This is a genomic window from Pseudomonas sp. I8001 (genome assembly GCF_013385345.1).
Classification (GTDB): domain Bacteria; phylum Pseudomonadota; class Gammaproteobacteria; order Pseudomonadales; family Pseudomonadaceae; genus Aquipseudomonas.
In genome coordinates this window covers 600225-616058 of the sequence record NZ_JACAQC010000007.1, presented here as the reverse complement: position 1 = coordinate 616058, position 15834 = coordinate 600225, and the positions used below count along the sequence as shown (strand labels likewise).

14 protein-coding genes are annotated in these 15834 nt (G+C 62.9%); 9 read left to right on the top strand and 5 right to left on the bottom strand.

The window, feature by feature from the left end; translation table 11 throughout:
• Positions 1-2: 2 nt before the first annotated feature.
• The 4 genes from HX839_RS07385 to HX839_RS07370 are packed head-to-tail and all read right to left on the bottom strand — an operon-like array spanning position 3 to position 4126.
• Entirely contained in the window at positions 3-446 is a 444-nt protein-coding gene (locus tag HX839_RS07385) for a hypothetical protein (protein ID WP_003213520.1), read from the bottom strand.
• A complete protein-coding gene (locus tag HX839_RS07380) occupies positions 436-1734 on the bottom strand; it encodes a phosphatase PAP2/dual specificity phosphatase family protein (protein ID WP_087694581.1) in 1299 nt (432 codons plus the stop codon). The genes HX839_RS07385 and HX839_RS07380 overlap by 11 nt, the downstream gene beginning before the upstream one ends.
• A 3-nt stretch (positions 1735-1737) precedes the next feature.
• Positions 1738-3492: a bifunctional alpha/beta hydrolase/class I SAM-dependent methyltransferase gene (locus HX839_RS07375; RefSeq protein WP_177066904.1), complete on the bottom strand. Its 1755-nt coding sequence runs from the start codon at positions 3490-3492 to the stop codon at positions 1738-1740.
• A 10-nt stretch (positions 3493-3502) separates the two neighbouring features.
• Positions 3503-4126: a CDP-alcohol phosphatidyltransferase family protein gene (locus HX839_RS07370; protein WP_102370198.1), complete on the bottom strand. Its 624-nt coding sequence runs from the start codon at positions 4124-4126 to the stop codon at positions 3503-3505.
• A gap of 184 nt (positions 4127-4310) precedes the next feature.
• Between HX839_RS07370 and hflK (HX839_RS07365) the strand changes: the two genes are divergently transcribed.
• From hflK (HX839_RS07365) to cfaB, 8 genes are all read left to right on the top strand, one after another.
• Positions 4311-6242, top strand: coding sequence for a protease modulator HflK (gene hflK / locus HX839_RS07365; RefSeq protein WP_134327564.1), 1932 nt, complete (start codon positions 4311-4313; stop codon positions 6240-6242).
• Between the two features lie 9 nt (positions 6243-6251).
• A complete protein-coding gene (gene hflC, locus HX839_RS07360) occupies positions 6252-7250 on the top strand; it encodes a protease modulator HflC (RefSeq protein WP_177009123.1) in 999 nt (332 codons plus the stop codon).
• On the top strand, positions 7247-8281 hold the full coding sequence (gene hflK, locus HX839_RS07355) for a protease modulator HflK (RefSeq protein ID WP_003213508.1): 1035 nt from the start codon (positions 7247-7249) through the stop codon (positions 8279-8281). Before hflC ends, hflK (HX839_RS07355) begins: the two co-directional genes overlap by 4 nt.
• Entirely contained in the window at positions 8278-10173 is a 1896-nt protein-coding gene (locus HX839_RS07350) for a cation-translocating P-type ATPase (protein ID WP_177066903.1), read from the top strand. The genes hflK (HX839_RS07355) and HX839_RS07350 overlap by 4 nt, the downstream gene beginning before the upstream one ends.
• Positions 10174-10280: 107 nt before the next feature.
• On the top strand, positions 10281-10532 hold the full coding sequence (locus HX839_RS07345; RefSeq protein WP_003213503.1) for a hypothetical protein: 252 nt from the start codon (positions 10281-10283) through the stop codon (positions 10530-10532).
• A 67-nt stretch (positions 10533-10599) separates the two neighbouring features.
• Positions 10600-11445, top strand: coding sequence for a DUF692 domain-containing protein (locus tag HX839_RS07340; protein WP_003213501.1), 846 nt, complete (start codon positions 10600-10602; stop codon positions 11443-11445).
• Positions 11436-12221 (top strand): DNA-binding domain-containing protein, encoded by a 786-nt coding sequence (locus tag HX839_RS07335; RefSeq protein ID WP_177066902.1) that lies wholly within the window; start codon positions 11436-11438, stop codon positions 12219-12221. Before HX839_RS07340 ends, HX839_RS07335 begins: the two co-directional genes overlap by 10 nt.
• Before the next feature lie 87 nt (positions 12222-12308).
• Positions 12309-13493, top strand: coding sequence for a C17 cyclopropane fatty acid synthase CfaB (gene cfaB / locus HX839_RS07330; RefSeq protein WP_177066901.1), 1185 nt, complete (start codon positions 12309-12311; stop codon positions 13491-13493).
• Between the two features lie 129 nt (positions 13494-13622).
• Here cfaB and cls read toward each other — a convergent pair whose 3' ends face one another.
• On the bottom strand, positions 13623-15062 hold the full coding sequence (gene cls, locus HX839_RS07325; RefSeq protein ID WP_134327562.1) for a cardiolipin synthase: 1440 nt from the start codon (positions 15060-15062) through the stop codon (positions 13623-13625).
• A gap of 130 nt (positions 15063-15192) precedes the next feature.
• On the opposite strand from cls, the gene HX839_RS07320 reads away from it, so the two are divergent.
• Positions 15193-15714 (top strand): DUF3617 domain-containing protein, encoded by a 522-nt coding sequence (locus HX839_RS07320; protein ID WP_003213494.1) that lies wholly within the window; start codon positions 15193-15195, stop codon positions 15712-15714.
• The last annotated feature ends 120 nt before the right edge of the window (positions 15715-15834 follow it).

The following is a 15834-nucleotide window of genomic DNA, read 5'->3' as shown; positions in this document are numbered from 1 at the left end:
CCTTATCCGGCGAAGGGCAGCCAGGGGCTGGCCAGGATGACGGCCACGGTCAGCAGCACTTGCGCCGCCAGCAGGTAGGCTTGCTTGCGCAACAGTTTCAGGGCGCCGCGACGGCGCTCGGTCCAGGGGCGGCCTGCGCGTTTGGCGGATTGCAGGCCAAGGGTTTGCATGGCCTGGTCGAAGTCGGGCGTGCGGTCGGTGTCGCGGGCGAGCAGGGCGAACAGGTCGGCGTCGAAGGCCACCCGCAGCGCCCAATATTTTTCCAGCAGCCCGAGCACAATCATCCACAGGCTGAGGATCAGGCAGACCGGCGTGATGCTGGCCATCAGCAGTTGAGCGAGGCCGAACAGTACGCCGAGCAAGGTCAGGCCTGTGGATAACTGATCCAGGGAACGGCCCCGCCGCAGCAGGCTGGCGACGACCTGTAATTCCATATCAGCGGGCATGGGCTAAACCCTCCAGGGCTTCACGGTGCGCGGAATGCAGGACCACACGTGGGCGTGCTGTACGAATAATAGCCACCGCCTCGTCGACATTGCCTGCGCGCCCGGTATGCAGCAGCCATGCAGCCACGGCGGTGGCGCTGCGTGAGTAACCGAGGGCGCAGCACACCAGCAAGGGTCCGGTTGAGCGTAGCCGCTCTATCGCTTGGGCGGCTTCCACGCATTGCGCTGCAGTGGGCGCCGTCAGGTCGAGCACTGGCAGGCTGTAGTAGGCGCGACCCTGTGGATTAATCGGCAATTCGGCGCACAGATCGACCACCGCCTTGAATGATCCCAGCTCACCGCTGGTGGGAATTCGCCCCAGCCAAACGTTATCCACAACCTGATCGGGCTGTGGATGTCTACGTGTCCACAGGCGGGAATTGATCCAGGCAGCCACCAGATAAGGCGCCAACAACCAGCGCGCCGCCGGAGTGAGTCGTCCGTCGGCGCGTTTCTGAAATCCCGAAACGCCCAGTACCAGGTAATTCGCCTTCATCAAGCCAAGGGATACCGCCGGCCAAAGCAGCCACAACCAGCCGCCGCCAAGGGAAAACGCCAGGATCAAACACACCAGCGATCCGAAGCCATAGCGCAGCCCCAGGCGCCAACGCTGGCGGTCCCTGGTCAGCTGGGCATTCAGCAGCGGGCTCGGATGTTCCAGCGGCCACAGCCACACGCACATCCAGCCGGCGAGGGCGCCTGTGGGTAAGTCAATAAAGTGATGTTGATAAGTGGTCAGCACCGAAAGGCCGATCAACGCGAACCAGCCATGCACCAGCCAGCGCCACAGGCCCTGGCTATGCCGCTGATACATTATCCACAGCACCACCAGCAGCGCGATGTGCAATGACGGCGCCTGGTTGAACGGCTTGTCGAACCCGGCGAGTACCGCAAACAGCCAGCCAAACACGCCGTCCAGCGCCGGCCTTTCAAAGGTGAAGCGCAAGGGCCAGATCAGGAAGCAGGTGACGGCAATCACTTGGGCCGTCAGCAGGCGCAAGGCATGTTGTTTCAGTTCATGGCGGGTGCTTGGCAGTAGCAGGGAGAAACCGTAGAGCAGGTCGATCGACCAGTAGGGCACGATGGTCCAGGCCCAGAACGGGATATGGGTTTCCCAGCCGAACACCATCGTGCCCACGTCGCTGCGCTGGCTGGTGACCCACGTGGCAAAGCCGTAGGTGCTGAAAAACAGCGGCGCCAACAGCAGCAGCCACAGCACCGCCGGTTTCAACAGGCCCGGTTCACGCATGGGTCAGGCTCGCTGTGCCAGGGACACGCTGAAAATTCCCCACTCATCCACGCGTTGGGTGATCTTGCGGAAACCGGCGGCTTCCACCAGTTGATCCATTTCCGCCTGGCTGCGCCGGCGCATTACCCAGGCCTGGCCCTGGCGGTGGCTGGTGAGGGCGCGGGCGATCAGTTCCAGTTGCGGATGCCACGGTTGGCCGGTGTACACCAGATAACCACCTGGCTCCACGGCTTCGGCCAAGCCGGCGAGCGAGCCACCGACCATCGCGTTATCCGCGAACAGTTCATATAGCCCGGACACCACCGCCAGCGTCGGCTTGGGTTCCAGCGCCGCAAGGTCCGCCCGGTCAAACGCATCGCCTTTGACGAACTGGGCGATATCCCCCAGCCCTTTTTCACGAATCAGCGCGCCACCGTCGCGCACGTTGATATCGCTGTAGTCCCGCAGCAGGATCGATTCCGGCAACGGCGAAACGCCCTGCAAGGCTTCCAGAATGTACCGACCATGCCCGGCGGCGATGTCGACGATTCGCACTTCGCGCTGCTCGTCCCGCAGCTTGGCCATCGCCAGGCGCAGCAGCTCTTCCACGTTCAACTTGCGCTGACGAATACCGCGCCAGCCGATGGAGTTCAGGTAGTTGGTGTCGATCATCCGCCCCAGCCCGCCTTTGCCGGTGGGTTTGTTGCGGTACACGTAGTCCAGGGTGCTGCCGGAGTCGAAGCCGGTGTCGAAACCGAGCTTCACGCCATCCGACAGTTTGCTGCCCAGGCCCATGCTGGCGCGGGTCATGCGCCAGTACAGGTCGCGCAGGGAGTTGCGTGGCAACGGCGCGGCGAGGGACTCGGATTCGGCGCAGGTCAGGCCAATCCTGTCGGCATCCAGCAAGGAGGCGCGGTCCAGCGGGTGTTCGAAGTTCTGCAGGATAAAGCGCCGGGCGCTGCTCAAGGCCACGGCACGATCACGTTCACCGAGGGTGTCGTGGAAGAAGCCGGGGAGGATGTGCAGCTCTTTCTTCAAGCTGCCGAGGCGGTCGAAAAACTGCTGCTGGGGTTTGCGGTGCACCACAAAGTCCGAGCCGGAGATCAGCAGTTGGGTCGGTACCTGAATTGCCTGGGCATCGGCTACAACCCGGTCGGCCGCTTCGTACAGGCCCAACAGCACATTCACCGAGATGGCTTTGGTGATCAGCGGATCACTGTCGTAGGACGCCACGCGCTCCGGGTCATGGCTCAGGAACTTGGCCTTGACGTAGCTGTTGACGAAAAAGTTGCCGCGAAACTTGCGCATCAACGCCAGGCCCGGCCGGGCGAAAGGCACGTAGAGCTTGACCTTGAATGCGGGGGAGGCGAGTACCAGCGAGCGAATCTTCGGCGCGTAGTCGTGCACCCAGGTGGCCGCGATCACCGCGCCGACGCTTTGGGCGATCACTGCGAGGTGTTCTTCCTCGATGTTGTAGGCGCTGCCGATATGGTCAACGAAAGTCTGCACGTCCCGCGCACTGGTGGCGAAGCTCGGGCTGTCGCCGCGCGCGCCGGGGGATTGGCCGTGGCCACGGGCGTCCCAGGCGAAGAAGTCGAACTCCGGCAGGTTCAGCTCGTCCACCAGGTGGGCGATACGACCGGAATGCTCGTGGCCGCGATGGAACAGCAAGATCGCCTTGCGCGGCGCAAAGCCCGCGGGTGCGGTGGCGGGCCAATGACGGTAGAAAAGCTCCACCCCGTCATGGGTGCTGAAGGTGTGCTCTTGCTGTTCACGCATCGCAAAATCCTTATGCAGAAGGGGAGGTGTTCGTTTCTTCTTTCAAGCCTTGGCGCACACGGTTGACCAGGGTGTAGGCCAGCAACGCCGCGACCAGCCACATCACCGCATCGACCCAACCGGCACCCAGCCAACCCAGCGCCACGCCGGTGGCCAGCACCCCGAGCACAAACGCCCGATCGCTCTTGCCCATCGGGCCGTCGTAGCGCCGCGAGGCCCCGACCATCGGCCCGAGCACGCCGGCGTATTCGCTGAACACCGCCAGCAGCGTCACCAGCAATACCGGCGCCAGGCTGACCTCGGGGATCAGCGCAAACGGCAGGATCAGTGCGCTGTCGGCGATCACGTCGCACAGTTCATTGAGGTAGGCGCCGAGTCGCGATTGCTGGCCGAATTCCCGGGCGAGCATGCCGTCGATGGCATTGAGGGCCATGCGCAGGATCATCCACAGCGGGATCAGCGCAAACAGCCACACATGTTGTGCGAAGCCGGCAATCAGCAATCCCACCAGCAGGGAAACCACCCCGGCCAGCACGGTGATCTGGTTGGCGGTGGTGCCGTTGTCGTAGAGGCGCTGCACCAGCGGGCGCAGCAGGTTCTGAAAACGCGGTTTAAGCTGATAGATCGAAATCATGGGGAGTGACGCTTCCTTGTCCGTAAGCCCGCGAAAAACTCTGGGGAGTGTGCCGATTTATCACCGCTGAAACCAGTGATGGCTCGTGTTTCTGGGGCTTTCGTCACTATCTGTGTGAAACCAAACAAAAATTTCACGCTTCGGGTTATAGAGTAACTAATTGTTTCTGGGTGGGCGTTTGGGGATGCGAGTGGATCTAGACGCTGATGACGTGGCCATCGAAGGGCTGCCGCGTTTTCAGCAGGGGTTGTTTCATGCCCGCCGGTTAAGGCAGGCCGGCATTGGCCTGACGGTGCTGGCGGTCGGCGGCTGGATGCTGGCGCTGTTTGTGGCGCTGTTCGCCCCGCTGTCGATCTGGCCGGTGGTGCTGATCAACTGCGCCTCGGCGTTGCTGGTGCTGGTGGCTGGCTTGCAATCGGCGTGGTGGGTCGCGGATTGGCGGGCCATGGCGCTGGAGGAGCCGGCTGCACGGCTGATCGAACCGCCGCTGCCACAAGAAGAACCTGGCTGGCTAAACCGGCAGTTCGGTCGCGTCGGTAACGGCTTGCTGGTGCAGATTGGCGCACCGGTGTTCTGGCTGTGCGGCTGGTCGTTGCTGGCATTCTTCAGCGTTCTGGAATTCTGGAGCTTGACCTTGCCCGCCGCGGCGCTGGGCCAGGCTGCCAGTGTGGGCGCCGCCATTGCCTTGGCACTGGCGTTCGGCTTGCTGGTGTTTGAACGGCGCATGGCCCAGGAAAGCACCGCCCAATGGCCGGAAGCGGTGCAACTGGCGCAACTGAGCCGGGTGGCGATTATCTGCCTGGTGATCAGTGCGATTTGTCTGCTGTTTGCCGGTGAAGAGTCCGTGTGGCCCTTGCGCCTGGCCGTGTTGATCGGCCTGTTGCCGGCCCTGGTGGCGCTGGAGTTTCTACTAAGAGGCCTGCTGTCGCTGTTCAGCCCGCGCCAGGGGCGGCTTGAACCGCGCCTGATGGCGCAAAGTTTTATCGCCGGGATGCTGCGCTGGCCGCCGCAACCGTTGCTCGCCTTGCAGCACGAACTGCACAACCGTTTCGGCATCGACCTGCGGCAGATCTGGGCCTTCACCTATATGCGCCGGGCATTCCTGCCAGTGCTGGTGGTGGTGCTGGCCGTAGGCTGGTTGCTGACCGGCGTGCATGAAGTCGCCCTGCAAAGCCGTGGGATCTATGAACGCTTTGGCAAGCCGGTGGAGGTCTTCGGGCCTGGCCTGCATGCCGGTTTGCCGTGGCCGCTGGGTCGCGTACTGAACGTGGAAAACGGCGTGGTCCATGAGCTGGCCACCAGCGTTGGCGAAGCGGCAAACACCGACGTCGCTCCGGCCGAGGGCCCGGCGCCGCTGATCGCCAATCGCCTGTGGGACGCCAGCCATGTGAATGACAAATCCCAGGTGATCGCCAGCAGCAGCGGCGACAAGCAGAGCTTCCAGATCGTCAATATGGACGTGCGCTTCGTGTACCGCATCGGCTTGACCGACCAGGCCGCACTCGCCGCCACCTATAACAGCGCCGATGTGCCCACGCTGATCCGCAGCACCGCCAGCCGCATCCTGGTGCACGAGTTTGCCTCGCGAACCCTCGATGAATTGCTGGGTGAAGAACGCAACAGCCTCGCCGATGAAATTGGCCAGGCGGTGCAAGCGGACCTGAAGAAACTCGACAGTGGCGTGGAAATTCTCGCCACCGTGGTGGAAGCCATTCACCCGCCCTCCGGTGCGGCGAATGCCTACCACGCGGTGCAAGCTGCGCAGATCGGCGCCCAGGCGCTGATTTCCCGGGAGCGCGGCGCTGCCAGTGAGCAGACCAACCAGGCGTTGCTGCAAGCCAGTACCGCCCGTGACCAGGCCCAGGCCACGGCCCATGAAGTCAGCGCCGGCGCCCAAGCGGCGGACCTGCGCTTCAGCGCCGAACAAAAGGCCTATCAACAAGCCGGCCAGGCCTTCGTGCTGGAGCAGTACCTGAGCCAATTGAGCCAGGGCCTGGCCCACGCCAAGTTACTCATTCTTGATCATCGCCTGGGCGCCAGTGGCGCACCGACCATCGATCTGCGTTCCTTTACCTTACCGGCCGACCCTGCGGTGCCGCGTAAAGCCGTTCAATAAGGAGTTCATCTGTTGAGCGCTCATTCTCACGATCACGCAGGCCATGGTCACCACCACGGCCACCATCATCACCATCATGGCGATGAACACGAAGCCGGCCCGTTCCCCTGGCGGCGTATGAGCTGGGCGGTATTGCTCGTGCTGTTCGCGGTGGCCGCGGCGAGCCTGGTGCAGGTGCGTTCCGGTGAAGCCACGGTGATTACTCGCTTCGGCAACCCGTCGCGGGTATTGCTGGAGCCGGGCCTGGGATGGCGCTGGCCGGCGCCGTTCGAGGCGGCGATTCCGGTGGACCTGCGCCTGCGCACCACCTCCAGCGGTTTGCAGGATGTGGGCACCCGCGATGGCCTGCGGATCATCGTGCAGGCCTACGTGGCCTGGCAGGTGCAGGGCGATCCCGACAACGTGCAGCGCTTTATGCGTGCGGTGCAGAACCAGCCGGATGAAGCGGCGCGGCAGATTCGCACCTTTGTCGGCTCGGCGCTGGAAACCACCGCCGCCAGTTTCGACCTGGCCAACCTGGTGAACACCGATGCCAGCCAGGTGCGCATTGCCGATTTTGAAGCGCAGTTGCGCCAGCAGATTGATCAACAATTGCTCACCACCTATGGCGTGCGTGTGGTGCAGGTGGGCGTTGAACGGCTGACCTTGCCCTCGGTGACCCTCGCCGCCACCGTCGACCGCATGCGCGCCGAGCGCGAGACCATCGCCACGGAACGAACCGCCGTGGGCAAGCGTGAAGCGGCGCAGATTCGTTCGGCCGCCGAGCGTGATGCGCGGATCGTCCAGGCCGACGCCACGGTGAAAGCCGCCGACATCGAAGCGCAATCCCGAGTCGAAGCGGCGCAGATTTATGGCCGTGCCTACGCCGGCAATCCGCAGCTGTATAACCTGCTGCGTTCCCTCGACACCCTTGGCACAGTGGTCACGCCGGGCACCAAGATCATCCTGCGCACCGATGCCGCGCCTTTCCGCGCGCTGGTGGATGGGCCGAAGGATGTCCAGCCATGAGTGAGCGGGAAAGCCTCGACAGCCCGTGGATCCAGGCTGGACGGCTGACGTTCCTGGCGCTGTATGCGGTGACGGTATTGGCCGCGCTGGCGTGGGCATTTTCCAACGTGCGGCAGATCGACCCGCAGAACCGCGCCGTGGTGTTGCACTTCGGCGCGCTGGACCGGATCCAGAATGCCGGGCTGCTGCTGGCCTGGCCGCGTCCGTTCGAGCAAGTGGTGCTGTTGCCCGCAGCGGACCGGGTGATTGAGCGCCGGGTGGAAAACCTGCTGCGTTCCGATGCGGCCACCCAAGCCGACCGCGTGGCGAGTTTTGCCACACCGCTGAGCGATGCCCTGGCCGGCTCCGGTTACCTGCTGACCGGCGATGCCGGCGTGGTGCAGCTGGATGTGCGGGTCTTCTACAAGGTCACCGAACCCTATGCGTTTGTTTTGCAGGGCGATCACGTGCTGCCGGCGCTGGATCGACTGGTCACCCGCAGCGCCGTGGTGCTGACTGCGGCGCGGGATCTGGACACGATTCTGGTGGCGCGCCCCGAGTTGATCGGCGCCGACAACCAGGCCGCCGAACGCCGCGAACGGCTGCGTGGCGACCTGGTGCGCGGCATCAATCAACGCCTGGCTGACCTGGCGTCCACCGGCCTTGGCCTGGGCATCGAAGTCACCCGGGTCGACGTGCAATCGAGCTTGCCGGGCCCGGCGGTCAATGCCTTCAACGCAGTGCTGACCGCCAGCCAGCAAGCCGACAAGGCGGTGGCCAATGCGCGCACCGACGCCGAAAAACTTACCCAGACCGCCAACCAGGACGCCGACCGCGCCGTGCAAGTGGCTCACGCCCAGGCCAGCGAACGGCTGTCCAACGCCCAGGCGCAAACCGCTACCGTCGCCAGCCTGGCCCAGGTCCAAGACCCCGGCCTGTTGCTGCGCCTGTACCGCGAACGCCTGCCGAAGATTCTCGGGCAGGCCGGCTCCGTGACCACGGTTGACCCTAAAGACGATTCCCGCCTGATCATTCAGGGAGCCGAACAATGACCGCCCACGCCGCCCCGATGCTCTCATCGGCCGAACAACGCAGCGCCGCCCGGCAACTGACCCTGGCGATGCTCGCCCTGGGCTTGCTCAGCCTGGGCCTGGTATGGCGCTGGCTGGCGCCGGACCAGACCGGCGTGAGCCAATTGCTGCTGGGCGTCGCCTCGTTGCTGGTGGCCGTGCCCGTGATGCGCTCGGCCTGGTACAGCCTGCGGTATCCAAGTTTGCATGGCATCACCGACCAACTCATTGCGCTGGCGATGCTCGGCGCCTGGGCTACCGGTGACCTGCTGACCGCCGCGCTGCTGCCGATCATCATGATCTTCGGCCATGTGCTGGAAGAGCGCAGCGTCATCGGCTCCCAGGAAGCGATTCATGCCCTGGGCAAGCTGACCCGTAGCCACGCACGGTTGGTGCAGGCGGACGGGACGATCCTGGAAGTGGACAACGGCATCCTGAAGACCGGCGATATCGTCGAAGTGCGCGCCGGTGACCGCGTGCCCGCCGACGGCGTGGTGCTTTCGGGCCAGGCCAGCCTGGACACCGCGCCAATTACCGGTGAATCGGTGCCGCTGGAAGCGAGTATCGGCGTGCAGGTGTTTGGTGGCGCGATCAACCTCGACGGTTTGCTGCGCCTGGAAGTGACCCGCACCGGCAATGAGTCGACGCTGGGTAAAGTCATCGCCCTGATGCAGAGCGCCGAACGTTCCAAGCCGCCGATCACCCGATTGCTGGAGCGCTACGCCGGCAGCTACATGGTGCTGGTGTTGTTGCTGGCGGCGGTCACCTGGTTTGTCACCAATGACGCCCAGGCGATGCTCGCGGTGCTGGTGGCGGCGTGCCCGTGTGCTTTGGTGTTGTCGGCGCCGGCCACGGCGATTGCGGGCATTGCGGTGGCGGCGCGTCACGGCATTCTGATTCGCAGCTCGGCGTTTCTCGAAGAGCTGGCGGACCTGACGTCGCTGGTGGTCGACAAGACCGGCACCCTGACGTTTGGCACCCTGCGTTTGCAGTCCATCGACACCCGTGAGCCGGATCGGCAAGCACTGCTCAATCTGGCGGCCAGCCTCGGCTCGGCCAGCAGCCACCCGGTCAGCCGGGCATTGGCGGGGCTGGCGACTCAGGAACAAATGCTGGTGCTGTCGGATATTCGCGAGCGCCAGGGCCTCGGTGTGGTCGCGCAGACCGGGCAGGGCGAAGCCGCCCTCGGCCGGCCGGAATTGTTTGAGCAACTGGGCATCACGACCACGGCGGTCCCCAATCACGACGGCCCGATTGCCGGGCTTGCGTTGAACGGGCAGTTCCTTGCCTGGCTGTTGCTGGCGGACAGCGTGAAACCTGAAGCGCGCCAGGCGATGAAAGAGCTGCGTGAATTGGGCCTGGGGCGCCAACTGCTGCTGACCGGCGACCGCCAGAGCGTGGCCGACAGCCTGGCGTTGGAAGTGGGCATCAGCGACGTCGAAGCCCAGGCTTTGCCGGAGGACAAACTCAATCGCGTGCTGGGGGAAATCGGCAGCGGTTTCCGGCCGATGGTGGTGGGCGACGGGATCAACGATTCGTTGGCGCTCAAGGCCGGCGTGGTCGGTGTGGCGATGGGCGCGGGCGGGGCGGATATCGCGCTGGCATCGGCGGACGTGGTGCTGATCGGCAGCGACCTGCGGCGCCTGGGCACCTGTGTGCGCTTGAGTCGCCAGTGCCGGCACACGTTGCAGGTTAACGTGATCATCGGTCTGGGCTGGACGCTGGCGATCGTGGTGTTCGCCGCATTTGGCTGGCTGGGCGCGGCGGGCGCGATGATTGCGGCGGTGCTGCACAACCTCAGTACGCTGCTGGTGCTGGGCAATGCGGGGCGTCTGTTGCGGTTCCAGGAGCCGCTATTGAAACTCGAAGAATAAATTTTTCAGTCGCGCTGTAACGCCATGGGGGGACCTCACTCTAGTGCTATGTCGAGACTGAACAATCCGTTCAGACCGGCTCCACTACCGATCATGAGGAATACACAATGAACATCAAATCCGCTGCTGCTGGTGCCGCCCTCGCTATCGCCGCTGCTGGCATGTTTGCCGGTGTTGCCACTCAGGTACAGGCAGCAGACGCCCAGGTCCATTGCTATGGCGTCAACGCCTGCAAAGGCCAGAACGACTGCAAAACCAAAGACCACGCCTGCAAAGGCATGGGTTCTTGCAAAGGCCAGGGCTTCCTGTCGATGAGCAAGGCGATGTGCGATCAGAAAGGCGGCAAAGTCGGCGAATAACCGACAACCGAGTGCAACCGCAGCGGGCCCCCCCTCCGCTGCGGACACTTTCCCCAGGAGTGTTTTTATGTCCGCTTCCCTTCCGAGTCTGGGTTACGGCCTGGGTCTACGCAGCGAGTACTACCAGCAGATCCTTGAACAATCGCCGGCTGTGGATTGGTTCGAAGTGATCTCCGAGAATTATCTGGTGCAGGGCGGCAAGGCCTTGTACTACCTGGATGCGATAGCCGAGCGTTATCCCCTGGTGATGCATGGCGTGTCCCTGTCTATCGGCGGGCCCCATGCCCTCGATACCGATTACCTGAAGCAACTCAAGCAGCTCTCCGAGCGTATCCGGCCGGCGTGGATTTCCGATCACCTGTGCTGGAGCCGTGGCAACGCGCACCAGTTGCATGACTTGCTGCCGCTGCCCTACACCGAAGAAAGCCTGTACCACGTCGCCGCTCGCGTACGGCAGGTGCAGGATGTGTTGCAGCGTCCTTTCGTGCTGGAAAACGTCTCCAGCTACGTGCGCTCCAAGGCGGATGAGTTTACCGAATGGGAATTTCTCAACGCCCTGACCCATCTCACCGGCTGCCAGTTGCTGCTGGACGTGAATAACGTCTACGTCAGCTCGCGCAATCACGGGTTCGACGCCTGGGAATTTATCCGCAACCTGCCGCCCGAAAGCATCCGCCAACTGCACCTGGCCGGGCATATGGATTACGGCGACTACGTGATCGACACCCATGACCATCCGGTATGCGATCCGGTGTGGGCGCTGTACCAGCGGACCCTGGAGCACCTTGGGCCAGTCTCGACCTTGCTCGAACGCGATGACCATTTCCCGCCTTTCCAGGAGCTGCTCGACGAGTTGAACAAGGCCCGCGAACTGGGCGCGAGCGCGCTGGACAGGAGAGCGTTATGCGCCTGATCGATTGGCAATTGGCCTTTGAGCGGCATTTGCTGGCCGAGTCTTCCACTGCCAGCAACAGCTTCAGCGCCACCTTGATCGGCGGCCCGACCCTGGATGTCGAGACGGGCCTGGCGATTTACCACAACGCCTATCACGCCCGGTTGCAGGAAGTGCTGCGCGATGACTTCAGCGCCGTCTGGTATTGGCTGGGGGACGAGGAGTTTGCAGCGTTGGGTTCGGCCTATATCTGCCGTTATCCCTCGGCCCATTACAGCCTGCGCTGGTTTGGCGAGCGGTTCCCCGGGTTTATCGTTGAGCATTATGGCGAGCAAGGTTTGGCGCCTGCCGAGCTGGCGCGGCTCGAATGGGCATTCACCCTGGCCTTTGATGCACCGCAGGGCGAGCCGTTGGCCCTGCAAGACATGGCAACGCTGCCGCCCGAAGACTGGCCCGGGCTGCTGGTGCAGTTGGTGCCGTCGGTGCAGCAGGTGCTGTGTGATTTCAACAGCCTGGGCATCTGGCGTGCGAGCAAGGGCGAGTGGGACTTTCCCGGCAGCGAAGCCCTGCCATTGGCGCAGGTGTGCCTGGTCTGGCGCCATCAGAATGTCTGCCAATACCGCAGCGTTGAACCGGCGCAAGCCAGCGCGCTGACAGGCATGGTCGCCAACGGTTGGAGTTTTTCCGAACTGTGTGCCGAGTTGGCAGTCACTTACCAGGAGGGCGCGCCATTGCAAGCGGTTACCTGGCTGAAACAGTGGGTCCAGGAGGGTTTGCTCCAGCGGCGGGCACCATAGAAAGGCGCTATTGTTTCGATAGCCTGCTAATTTTTCCGTGGATGGTCTACCCTCATTTCAGACGTCTGAAACAAGGGGGGACTACTCATGCTCGCGCAACTTCCACCGGCCTTACAGAATCTCAAGCTACCGCTGCGTCTTCGACTCTGGGACGGCCATGAATTCAACCTGGGCCCGGATCCCAGCGTCACCATTGTGGTCAAGGACCCCATGATGGTTTCCAAGCTCACCCATCCGACGCTCGACTCACTGGGCGAAGCTTTCGTCGAGGGCAAACTGGAGCTGGAAGGCTCCATTTCCGAAGTGATCAGGGTCGTTGACGAGTTGAGTCATGCCCTGGTTGATGACGACGAGGGGGGTCGTCCGGTGCGCTCGATCCACGACAAGGCCACCGACGCAGCGGCTATTTCCTACCATTACGACCTGTCCAACGAGTTCTACCAGCTGTGGCTGGACCGCGACATGGCCTATTCCTGCGGGTATTTCGAAACCGGCAGCGAATCCCTTGATCAAGCCCAACAAGACAAATTCCGCCACCTGTGCCGCAAATTGCGGCTGCAGCCGGGGGAGTATTTGCTCGACGTGGGCTGCGGTTGGGGTGGGCTGGCGCGGTATGCCGCGCGGGAATTCGGGGTCAAGGTGTTTGGTATCACCCTGAGCAAGGAACAGCTGGCGCTGGCCCGGGAGCGGGTGAAGGCCGAAGGCCTGGAAGACCAGGTAGAGCTGACGCTGCTCGACTACCGCGACTTGCCCCAGGATGGCCGGTTCGACAAGGTGGTGAGCGTGGGGATGTTTGAACACGTTGGCCACGCCAACCTGGCTGAGTACTGCAAGATTCTCTACGGCGCGGTGCGTGAGGGCGGCCTGGTGATGAACCACGGGATTACCGCCAAGCACATTGATGGCCGGCCCGTAGGCCGTGGCGCCGGGGATTTTATCGAGCGTTATGTGTTCCCCAACGGCGAGTTGCCGCATCTGTCGATGATGACCGCCGAGATCAGCGACGTGGGCCTGGAAGTCGTCGACGTCGAAAGCCTGCGCCTGCATTACGCGCGCACGCTGGATCACTGGAGCGAGCGCCTCGAAGACAACCTGGAAGCGGCAGGCAAGATGGTGCCGGAACAAGCCTTGCGCATTTGGCGCCTGTACCTGGCCGGCTGTGCGTATGCGTTTGCCCGGGGCTGGATCAACCTGCATCAGATTCTGGCGGTGAAACCCCATGCCGATGGTAGCCATGAGCTGCCTTGGACGCGGGATGACCTGTACCAGTAAGCAATGGTACCGGTGATCTGAATGTGGGAGCGGGCTTGCTCGCGAAGGCGTTGGATCAGAAACACATTCAGTGACTGACACTCCGCTTTCGCGAGCAAGCCCGCTCCCACATTGGGTTCGGTGCAAGCCTTACAAAATTGGAGAAATCAGCCGCGCGATCCGCATGCCCAATTGTTGCAGGCGGTGGGTCTGGCGGTTTTCTTCCTGGCTGATTTCATGGGCCAGGGCGAAGTCTTCCAGCAGCATGTGCTCCACCTGGCTGGCGAAGGTGTCATCTACCGTCAGCAACATCACTTCGAAATTCAGCCGGAACGAGCGGTTATCCAGGTTCGCACTGCCGATGGCGCTGATTTCACGGTCGACCAACACCACTTTCTGATGCAGGAATCCTGGCGTATAGCGGAATACCCGCACCCCGGCGCGCACGGCTTCGATCGCATACAGGCTTGAAGCGGCGTAGACGATGCGGTGATCCGGCCGTGACGGCAGCAGCAGGCGCACGTCGACACCGCGCAATACCGCCAACCTCAACGCCGCAAACACCGCCTCATCGGGAATGAAATACGGGCTGGTGATCCATACCCGCTCGGTGGCCGCATGAATGGCCTCGACGAAAAACAGCGAGCAGGTTTCATAAGGGTCCGCCGGGCCGCTGGCCAGCAACTGGCAGAGCACGCCGTCGTCCGGGTAGGTATCCGGCAGCAGCAGCGGCGGCAACTCCCGCGCGGCCCAGAACCAGTCCTCGGCAAACGACTCCTGCAAGCACGCCACCACTGGGCCGCTGACTTGCACATGGGTGTCACGCCATGGCGCCAGCGGCGGTTTCTTGCCCAGGTACTCATCGCCGACGTTATGCCCACCGACGAACCCGGTAATGCCATCCACCACCACGATCTTGCGGTGGTTGCGGAAGTTGACCTGGAAGCGGTTGAGCCAGCCGCTGCGCGTGGCGAAGGCCTTGACCTGCACCCCGGCGTCTCGCAGCGACTGCACATAACGATGGGGCAGGGCATGGCTGCCGATACGGTCGTACAGCACGAAAATGGCTACGCCTTCGGCGGCTTTTTCCTTGAGCAAGGTGTGCAGTTGGCGGCCAAGTTCGTCGTCATGAATGATGAAGAACTGGAACAGCACAGCGGTCTTTGCCGAGCGAATCGCCTCGAAAATCGCGCTGAACGTAGCCTCGCCATTGATCAGCAAACGCACCTGATTATTCGCCAGGCACGGCATGCGTCCCAGCTTGGGCATGGCCCGCAGCGAAGCGTAGGCCTGGGAGTTGCGCGCGGCCAGCGCCTCTTCAACCCATGGGCGCCAGTTCAGCTCGGTGATCGCCTTGTGCATTTCCTGGTTGGCCTGGCGCCGCGCCTGAATGTAGGCGTCGAAAGTGCTCCGGCCAAAGATCAGGTAGGGAATCAGCGTCAGGTAGGGGATGAACATCAGCGACAATGCCCAGGCAATCGAGCCTTGGGCGGTCCTGACGGTCAGCACCGCATGGATGGCGGCGAGGGTGCCCAGAAAATGCAGGGTGGCAATGAAATAGGCGAGCAGGTGCGGGCCAAAGAAATCCATGGACAACGGTACTCCTGACGAACAAGTGCCTAACAGACCATGTTCGGCCACGAATGTCGCTATTTTATTTGCTGTGCAACACTGGCGCTTTTGCGGCGTCTAACGCCGACAATTGCCCAGGAGTTACCCGATGAATGCTCGTCTGCTTGGTTTGGCCATGGTTGTTGGTTTGACGCTGCCTGTGGCGGCGCAAGCGCAGATGTTGGCGCCGGGCTTGTGGGAGTTGACCACCAGCAACATGAAGGTCGATAACCAGGACCTGCCGGACTTGTCGCTGATCCTCGGTCAGCTCAAGCAACAGATGACCCCGGAGCAACGCGCGATGCTTGAGAAGCAAGGCATCACCATGGCCGGCAAAGGCGTGCAGGTGTGCCTGACTCCGGCCCAGGTGGCGTCCGATTCCATCCCGCTGACCGATCCGCAATCGGGCTGCAAGCAGGAAGTGACGGACAAGACTGGCAACCAATGGAAATTCCGCTTCAGTTGCCCGAAAGCCCAGGGCACTGGCGTGGCGACGTTCCAGAGCCAGCAGGAATTCACCACTACGGTTAACGGTACCTTCAACGCCACCGGCGTACAGCAGAAGGGCAGCCTGGACACCCACGCGCAGTGGTTGGGCAGCAACTGCGGCACGGTCAAACCCCGCGCCTAACCTAAGACATACCCCGATCAAAATGTGGGAGCGGGCTTGCTCGCGAATGCGGTGAATCAGTCACAGGTGTATTGGCTGACCCACCGCATTCGCGAGCAAGCCCGCTCCCACATTTGATTG

What these genes read in the sequence shown, in the direction of transcription:
- hflK (WP_134327564.1), top strand. Translation starts at nt 4,311, where the DNA reads ATGCGAGTGGATCTAGACGCTGATGACGTGGCCATCGAAGGGCTGCCG.
- HX839_RS07370 (WP_102370198.1), bottom strand. Translation starts at nt 4,126, where the DNA reads ATGATTTCGATCTATCAGCTTAAACCGCGTTTTCAGAACCTGCTGCGC.
- HX839_RS07350 (WP_177066903.1), top strand. Translation starts at nt 8,278, where the DNA reads ATGACCGCCCACGCCGCCCCGATGCTCTCATCGGCCGAACAACGCAGC.
- HX839_RS07345 (WP_003213503.1), top strand. Translation starts at nt 10,281, where the DNA reads ATGAACATCAAATCCGCTGCTGCTGGTGCCGCCCTCGCTATCGCCGCT.
- cfaB (WP_177066901.1), top strand. Translation starts at nt 12,309, where the DNA reads ATGCTCGCGCAACTTCCACCGGCCTTACAGAATCTCAAGCTACCGCTG.
- hflK (WP_003213508.1), top strand. Translation starts at nt 7,247, where the DNA reads ATGAGTGAGCGGGAAAGCCTCGACAGCCCGTGGATCCAGGCTGGACGG.
- cls (WP_134327562.1), bottom strand. Translation starts at nt 15,062, where the DNA reads ATGGATTTCTTTGGCCCGCACCTGCTCGCCTATTTCATTGCCACCCTG.
- HX839_RS07335 (WP_177066902.1), top strand. Translation starts at nt 11,436, where the DNA reads ATGCGCCTGATCGATTGGCAATTGGCCTTTGAGCGGCATTTGCTGGCC.
- HX839_RS07320 (WP_003213494.1), top strand. Translation starts at nt 15,193, where the DNA reads ATGAATGCTCGTCTGCTTGGTTTGGCCATGGTTGTTGGTTTGACGCTG.
- HX839_RS07375 (WP_177066904.1), bottom strand. Translation starts at nt 3,492, where the DNA reads ATGCGTGAACAGCAAGAGCACACCTTCAGCACCCATGACGGGGTGGAG.
- HX839_RS07380 (WP_087694581.1), bottom strand. Translation starts at nt 1,734, where the DNA reads ATGCGTGAACCGGGCCTGTTGAAACCGGCGGTGCTGTGGCTGCTGCTG.
- HX839_RS07340 (WP_003213501.1), top strand. Translation starts at nt 10,600, where the DNA reads ATGTCCGCTTCCCTTCCGAGTCTGGGTTACGGCCTGGGTCTACGCAGC.
- HX839_RS07385 (WP_003213520.1), bottom strand. Translation starts at nt 446, where the DNA reads ATGCCCGCTGATATGGAATTACAGGTCGTCGCCAGCCTGCTGCGGCGG.